General features: G+C 64.0%; 9 protein-coding genes and 1 pseudogene. 8 read left to right on the top strand and 2 right to left on the bottom strand.

Going from position 1 to position 7,006, the window contains the following annotated elements; all coding sequences use genetic code 11:
* From Q0082_RS16010 to Q0082_RS15980, 7 genes are all read left to right on the top strand, one after another.
* On the top strand, positions 1 to 444 hold a 444-nt coding region (locus Q0082_RS16010), incomplete at its 5' end, for an aldehyde dehydrogenase family protein (protein ID WP_298194527.1).
* Positions 445 to 513: 69 nt separating this feature from the next.
* On the top strand, positions 514 to 1,386 hold the full coding sequence (locus Q0082_RS16005) for an amidohydrolase family protein (RefSeq protein WP_298194525.1): 873 nt from the start codon (positions 514 to 516) through the stop codon (positions 1,384 to 1,386).
* Between the two features lie 6 nt (positions 1,387 to 1,392).
* The gene (locus Q0082_RS16000) at positions 1,393 to 1,857 is read left to right on the top strand and encodes a protein tyrosine phosphatase family protein (RefSeq protein ID WP_298194523.1); all 465 of its coding nucleotides are present in this window, start codon (positions 1,393 to 1,395) and stop codon (positions 1,855 to 1,857) included.
* On the top strand, positions 1,857 to 2,606 hold the full coding sequence (locus Q0082_RS15995; protein ID WP_298194522.1) for an SDR family NAD(P)-dependent oxidoreductase: 750 nt from the start codon (positions 1,857 to 1,859) through the stop codon (positions 2,604 to 2,606). Before Q0082_RS16000 ends, Q0082_RS15995 begins: the two co-directional genes overlap by 1 nt.
* Before the next feature lie 4 nt (positions 2,607 to 2,610).
* Positions 2,611 to 3,387, top strand: coding sequence for a glutathione S-transferase family protein (locus Q0082_RS15990; RefSeq protein WP_298194518.1), 777 nt, complete (start codon positions 2,611 to 2,613; stop codon positions 3,385 to 3,387).
* Positions 3,387 to 4,127 (top strand): alpha/beta hydrolase, encoded by a 741-nt coding sequence (locus Q0082_RS15985; RefSeq protein ID WP_298194516.1) that lies wholly within the window; start codon positions 3,387 to 3,389, stop codon positions 4,125 to 4,127. The genes Q0082_RS15990 and Q0082_RS15985 overlap by 1 nt, the downstream gene beginning before the upstream one ends.
* Before the next feature lie 13 nt (positions 4,128 to 4,140).
* Positions 4,141 to 5,043: a TauD/TfdA family dioxygenase gene (locus Q0082_RS15980; protein WP_298194515.1), complete on the top strand. Its 903-nt coding sequence runs from the start codon at positions 4,141 to 4,143 to the stop codon at positions 5,041 to 5,043.
* Positions 5,044 to 5,048: 5 nt separating this feature from the next.
* On the opposite strand, the gene Q0082_RS15975 is transcribed toward Q0082_RS15980, so the two are convergent.
* Together Q0082_RS15975 and purU are read right to left on the bottom strand one after the other, a co-directional pair.
* Positions 5,049 to 5,450 carry a VOC family protein gene (locus Q0082_RS15975; protein WP_298194513.1) on the bottom strand — a complete coding sequence of 134 codons (402 nt, stop codon included), beginning with the start codon at positions 5,448 to 5,450 and terminating at the stop codon, positions 5,049 to 5,051.
* 152 nt (positions 5,451 to 5,602) lie between these two features.
* Entirely contained in the window at positions 5,603 to 6,457 is an 855-nt protein-coding gene (purU, locus tag Q0082_RS15970) for a formyltetrahydrofolate deformylase (protein WP_298194511.1), read from the bottom strand.
* Between the two features lie 177 nt (positions 6,458 to 6,634).
* Here purU and Q0082_RS15965 point away from each other — a divergent pair.
* A pseudogene (locus Q0082_RS15965) lies at positions 6,635 to 7,006 on the top strand (aminomethyl transferase family protein); the annotation flags it as partial.

Below are 7,006 nucleotides of genomic sequence, written 5' to 3'. Positions count from 1 at the left end.
TGCGAGCTGATCGAGGACGCGAAGGCCAACGGCTACAAGTTCCTCGTCGGCGGCGATGTCGATCCTTCGGGCTCGGGCTACTATGTGCCGATCACCATCCTCGACAATCCGCCGGAAGACGCGCGCATTGTGGCGGAAGAGCAGTTCGGCCCGGTCATGCCGCTGATGAAGTTCTCGAGCGACGATGAAGTGATCGCCCGCGCGAACAACTCGGAGTACGGCCTTGCCGGCGCGGTCTGGACCAAGGACACCGACCGCGGGGTGAAGATCGCCGAGCAGCTCGAGACGGGTACGGTGTGGATCAACGAGTTCCTGCACCTTTCGCCGTTCGCGCCCTTCGGCGGCCACAAGCAGTCCGGCTTCGGCGCCGAGTACGGCATCGAGGGCCTGAAGGAGTTCACCTACAGCCAGGTGATCACCGTGAAGAAGGACGCGCTCGTCTGAGCCATGATTGAATGACCAGCAGCCCCGGCGACCTCGCGGTCGTCGGGGCTTCTTTCAAGGAATTGCCCGGTGCCCATCGACATCCAGAAGATCAAAGCCATCGACGTGCACGTGCATGCCGAGGTTTCGTGCCACGATCCGGAAGACCCGGTGATGGGCAAGTTCTTCGATGCAGCATCGGCCTATTTCAAGGCGCCGCGCGAGCGGCCCAAGATGCCCGAGATCGTCGAGATCTATCGCGAACAGCAGATTGCCTTCTGCATGTTCACCGTCGATGCCGAAAGCGGCATGGGCGCCAAGCGGGTGTCGAACTACGAAGTCGCCGAAATGGCGCTCAAGAACGATGATATCTGCATCGCGTTTGCCTCGATCGACCCGCACAAGGGCAAGTTCGGCGCGCGCGAGGCGCGTGATCTGATCGAGAACTACGGGGTCAAGGGCTTCAAGTTCCACGGCATCGTGCAGAACGCCCACCCGGCAGACCGGATGGCCTATCCGATCTACGAGGTGATCGCCGAGTACAAGCTGCCGGCGATCTTCCACACCGGCCATTCGGGCATGGGGACGGGGATGCGCGGCGGCGGCGGGATGCGCCTCAAGTATGGTCAGCCGATCCTGATCGACGATGTCGCGGTCGATTTCCCGGACATGAAGATCATTCTGGCGCACCCCTCGTGGCCTTGGGTGGACGAGAGCCTTTCAATGGCACTGCACAAGGACAACGTGTTCATAGACCTGTCGGGTTGGTCGCCGAAGTACTTCGCGCCGCAGATCATCCAGTATGCCAACACGCAGCTGAAGCATAAGATGCTGTTCGGCAGCGACTTTCCGCTGATCCATCCGCAGAAGTGGATCGATGCCGCGCTCAAGGTTGGCTTCAAGGACGAAGTCATGCCCGGCATCATGAAGGACAACGCGGTGCGCGTGCTCGGGCTGGCCTGAGACTAGATGATGGCAGACCCGGCCGATATTCGCGGCTGGCAGCGGCTGGGCAGCGAGGTCACGACATCGGGGCGGCTTGAGGAGGCCGATGTTGCGCGTCTTGCTGCGCTGGGCGTGCGGCATGTGGTCAATCTGGCGCTCGATAGCCATCCCGATGCACTGGCGGATGAAGGCGCGAAGCTGGCGGCGGCGGGGATCGGTTACACCCATATCCCGGTGCCGTTCGATGCGCCGGACGAGACCCATTTCGCGGCCTTTCGTGCGGCCTTGGAGCAGGGGCCGAAGCCGGTCCATGTCCACTGCATCATGAACTGGCGGGTTTCGGCGTTCTTCTACCGCTTGCACCGGGATTGCCTGGGCATGCCGGAACCCGAAGCGCGCGCGCTGATGGTGCAGCAGTGGGAGCCTGACGCTTCCGACAAGCCCGAGTGGGCCGTCTGGGCCGATTTCATTGCGCCGAGGGCAAGCTGATGGATTTTGCAGGCCAGCATGTGGTGATCACCGGTGCTTCGACCGGGATCGGCCGCGCGGCAGCAGAGCGCGTGGTGCGCGGCGGCGCGCGGGTGACGCTGATTGCCCGGCGCGGGGAATTGCTGGCAGACCTCTGCGCCGAACTCGGCGCAGGCGCGGGCTGGGCGGCAGCGGATGTCGGCCAGCAGGACCAGTTGATTGCGGCGCTGGAGAGTGCGGTCGCGCAGCACGGGCCGATCGACGCATTGTTCCTCAATGCCGGGACGGGCGGAACCTTTGCGCCGCTGGAAGCCTATTCGGACGATGCCTTCGAGGCGTTGATGGCGGTCAACATGAAATCCGCGTTCTGGGCTGTGCGGCATGTGCTGCCGGAGATGAAGGCGCGTGGGGCGGGCTCGATCCTGATCACCGGCAGTCTCGCCTCGGAGCGCGGCATGGCGATGAATGTGGGCTATGTGATGAGCAAGCACGCGGTGCTGGGCCTTGCGCGCGCAGCGGCGCTGGAAGGGGCGGCGCATGGTGTGCGCGTCAACTGCCTAGTGCCCGGCTTCATCGAGACCCCGCTGCTGGATGGCGTTCCGGCGGAGCAGCTGACCTCGCTTGCCGCAAACGTGCCGCAACAGCGGCTTGGTTCTTCGGAAGATGTAGCCGAAGTCGCGGCCTTTCTTTTGTCACGCGCTGCCGCGCACGTCACCGGCCAGTCCTGGGCGGTGGATGGTGGCGTGCTGGGCACCCTTGCGATCAGGTAAGACCATGGCACTCAAGTATTATCACGCTGAACCGCTGGCCAACTCGCTGAAATCCATGGCCCCGCTCAAGGAGAAGGGGCTCGAATACGAGAGCATCTACGTCGACCTGCACAAGTTCGAGCAGCACCAGCCCTGGTTCACCGCGATCAATCCGGAGGGGCAGGTGCCGGTGCTCGATCATGACGGCACGATCATCACCCACACCACGGTGATCAACGAGTACCTGGAAGACGTGTTTCCCGATGCGCAGCCGGCGGATGGCCCGCTGCGGCCGCGCGATGCGGTCGGCGCCGCGCGGATGCGCTACTGGAACAAGTTCGTCGACGAGCAGGTGATGAACTTCGTCTCGATGCACGGCTGGCACCGCATGGTGGGCGTGATCGCGCGGAATATCGAAAGCGGGGAGTTCGAGAAGCTGCTGGAGAACATCCCGCTGCCCGATCAGCGCAAGAAGTGGGCGACGGCGCGTTCGGGCTTTTCGGAGGCCGATCTCGCCAATGCCACGGCAAAGATCGAATATGCGGTGGACAAGGTGGAAAGGCAGCTGGCCGAAACGCCGTGGCTGGCCGGCCAGACCTATACGCTCGCGGACATCAACTTCTATTCGCACTGCGGGATGATGGTGGAGCGGATGTTCCCGGAAATGGAGATCGCCAAGCGCGCGCCGCGCCTGGTCGAATGGCGGGACCGCGTGACGGCGCGGCCGGGCATGGCGGCGGCGCTGAAGAGCGAAGACCGCACCGCGCCGGGGCTGCGCACCTGGTCGGGGCATGTGCGCTGATGGCGGGGTTCGTTCTGATCCATGGGTCGTGGCATGGCGGCTGGTGCTTTGATCCGGTTGCAGCATTGCTGCGGGCGCGTGGGCACACCGTGGTCGCGCCGACGCTGCCGGGAATGGGCGGCTCGGCGGAGGAACTGGCAGCGGTAACGTTGGGCGAATGGGGCGAGTTTGCTGCGCAGCATTGCCGCAATCTGAAGGCCGAGCTGGGCGGCGGTCCGGTCGTGCTGGCGGGGCATTCGCGCGGCGGGCTGGTTGTCAGCACGGCGGCGGAGCGGGATCCTGCGGCGATGGACGCGCTGGTTTACATCTGTGCGATGATGCTGCCTTCCGGCGCTTCGCGGGCGCAGTTCAAAGCCATGGAAGAGCCCAACCCGGATTTCGATGCGATCATCAGCAAGGTGCACGATGGCGCCGCGACGGTGGTCGATCCCGCGCGCGCTGCGCCGGTCTTTGCGCAGCTTTCGCCGCCGGAACTGGTGGCAGGCGTGTTGCCGCGCCTTGTGGCCGAGCCGCATGGGCCGCGTTCGGAGCCGCTGGCGCTGACCGCGGAGCGCTGGGGCTCGATTCCGCGCACCTACGTGGAATGCACGGCTGACCGCACGATCCCGATTACCAGCCAGCGCCGGATGCAGGCCATGAGCCCCGGCGCGCGGGTGGTGACACTCGATGCCGATCACAGCCCCTATCTCTCGCGCCCGGTCGAGCTGGCCGATGCGCTGGAAGGGGCGATCCCCGCCTGATGGAGAGAAGCTGATGCGCGAAGTGAGGCTGAGCCCGCAGGGCGATTTCGATAACGCGGCGCGCGACTACAAGCATATTACCGCGCATCCGCTGACCGCGGCGATGGGTGCGGAAATCACCGGGGTGCGGCTGGGGCATGATCTCCTGCCCGAAGCCTTCGATGAAATCCGCGATGCGCTGTGGCGGCACAAGATGGTGTTCCTGCGCGATCAGCACCTCACGCATTCCGAGCACGAGGCGTTCTCCGCGCGGTTCGGGCCCTTCGCGGTTGATGCCTATACGCAAGGGGTGGAGGGGCACCGCAATGTCCACCCGCTGATCAAGGAAGCGGACACGAAGACCAAGGCGCTGTTCGGCAGCGGCTGGCACACGGATTCGCCGTTCCTCGACGAGCCGCCTTCGGTGACGATCCTGCGCGCCGTTCAGGTGCCGCCCTATGGCGGGGACACGACCTGGGCCGATACGCAGCTCGCATGGCGGATGCTGAGCCCCACCATGCAGGCCATGCTGCGCCCGCTGAAGGTGCATATGTCGGCCGAAGCGAACGTCGCGACGCAGGAGAAGATCAGCGGCAAGCCGATGGCCTTCGCCAATGACGACCGGCGCTCCTCGGCGCTCAACGGCAATTTCCACCCGCTGGTGCGCACGCATCCCTTCACCGGGCTGCCCTCGCTTTATGTCGATGAAGTCTATGCCGTGGGGATCGAGGGGATGACCGAGGCGGAAAGCCGCCCGATCCTCGACATGCTGACGCGGCATATCACGCAGGCGGGCTTCACCTGCCGGTTGCGGTGGGAGCCCGGCATGATCGCGATGTGGGACAACCGCGCCGCGCTCCATCTGGCGCCGAATGATTACGATGGCTTCCGGCGGGAAATGTACCGCACGACGATGGCGGGGGAGCGGCCGGAGTAGTTTCTTCAATCCCCGAAGAAATTGAGCTCCAGCAGCACGTTGTTGGGATCGCTGACGAAAATCTGCCGCAGGCCGATGGAGGCCACGGTGTTGAGCTGGAAGGGCGTGCCGAGCGCGCCGACGCGCTCCATCAGTTCGTCGTAGCCTGAGCAGTTGAGCGCGACGTGATGCACTGCGCCGGTCAGCGCGCCGGGGTCGACGTGGCGGTCGAAGGCGCGGGGGCAGTCTACCGAGTTGATGTGGACGATCGCCTTGCCGCCGGCGTCGTACATCCACTGCGCGTTTTCGGGCGTCAGCGGCGGAGGGGCATTGCGGCGTTCAAGGTTCAGCAGTGCCTTGTAGAACTCGGCGGTCTCGTCGAGCTTGTCGGTGATCACGTTGACGTGATCGAGCCAGTTCACCTGCATTGCCTGCTCCCTCGCTTGAAGCCCTCTCCCCTTGAGGGGAGAGGGTGGGGAGAGGGGAACTTGCGCAGCGCCTGTGCCCCTCTCAACTACGGCTAGCGAGCAAGCTCGCAAGCCTTCGTATCTCTCCCCTCAAGGGGAGAGAGCAAGGGGTTTCAGCTCCGGAACACCACCGTCTTGTTGCCATTGAGCAGCGCACGGTCTTCGAGGTGGAGGCGCACCGCTTCGGCCAGCACACGGCGTTCGACGTCGCGGCCCTTGCGGACGAGATCATCGGGCGTGTCGGCGTGGGTCACGGTCGTCACGTCCTGGTGGATGATTGGACCTTCGTCGAGGTCGGTCGTCACGTAGTGGCCCGTTGCGCCGATCATCTTCACACCGCGCGCGTGGGCCTGGTGATAGGGCTTGGCGCCCTTGAAGCTTGGCAGGAACGAGTGGTGGATGTTGATGCAGCGGCCGTTGAGGAACGAGGCCATGTCGTCCGAGAGGATCTGCATGTAGCGTGCGAGGACGACGAGTTCGGCGCCCGTTTCATTGACGATCGCCTTTACCTGCGCCTCCTGCTGCGGCTTGGTGTCCTTGGTGATCGGCAGGTGGTGATAGGGGGCATCGCCCAGCAGGGTGATGTTGAGCGCTTCCTTGGGGTGGTTGCCGATGATCGCGACGACTTCCATCGGCAGTTCGCCGATGCGGGTGCGATAAAGCAGATCGCCGAGGCAGTGATCGAACTTGCTGACCATGAGCACGGTGCGGCGCTTCTTCGAGCTATCCCGCATCGTCCATTCCATGCCGAACTGTTCGGCGACCGGGGCGAAGGCGCTGCGCAGCGTGGTCTCGTCGCCCGAGCCCGGATCGAGCACCACGCGCATGAAGAACTGGCCGCTTTCGGTGTCGTCGAACTGCTGCGCCTCGAGGATGTTGGCGCCGGCCTCATAGAGGTTGCCGGTAACCCGGGCGACGATTCCGGGCCTGTCCTCGCACGAAAGCGTCAGGATCACTGGTGCAGTCATTCAAATCTCTCCCTGTTCGTTCGTGGGCCGCGCGCCCCATAGAACGCGCGGTCGCTCGCCGCCAGCGATGCATTTCGCCCGCATGGGGCCTGCACAATTTGGCATTGCGAATCTGCTTCGATATTGTATGTGTTGCATACAAATTTCAACCAGCCATTTGCAATCGGGAGAGACAGCGTGGCAGCGAACCTCGAAGAGGTCCTTCAGGGCCAGTCCAACATCGTTGAAATGCTGCGCAATTCGCAGCTTGGCGCCTACGTCTATCCGGTGGTGGCGCCCGAGTTTTCCAACTGGCGCAGCGAACAGTGGGCATGGCAGCACTCGGCGGTGCTGTTCGATCAGTCGCACCACATGGTGAACCTCTACATCCGCGGCAAGGATGCCGGGAAGCTGCTCTCGGACACGATGATCAACAGTTCGAAGGGCTGGGCGGTCAACAAGGCCAAGCAGTATGTGCCGACGACGCCTTATGGCCACGTGATCGGCGATGGCATCATCTTCTGGGAAGAAGAGGAAAGCTTCACCTACGTCGGCCGCGCGCCGGCTTCG

The organism is Novosphingobium sp., assembly GCF_027489515.1.
Taxonomy (GTDB): domain Bacteria; phylum Pseudomonadota; class Alphaproteobacteria; order Sphingomonadales; family Sphingomonadaceae; genus Novosphingobium.
This window is presented reverse-complemented; position numbering and strand designations above follow the sequence as displayed.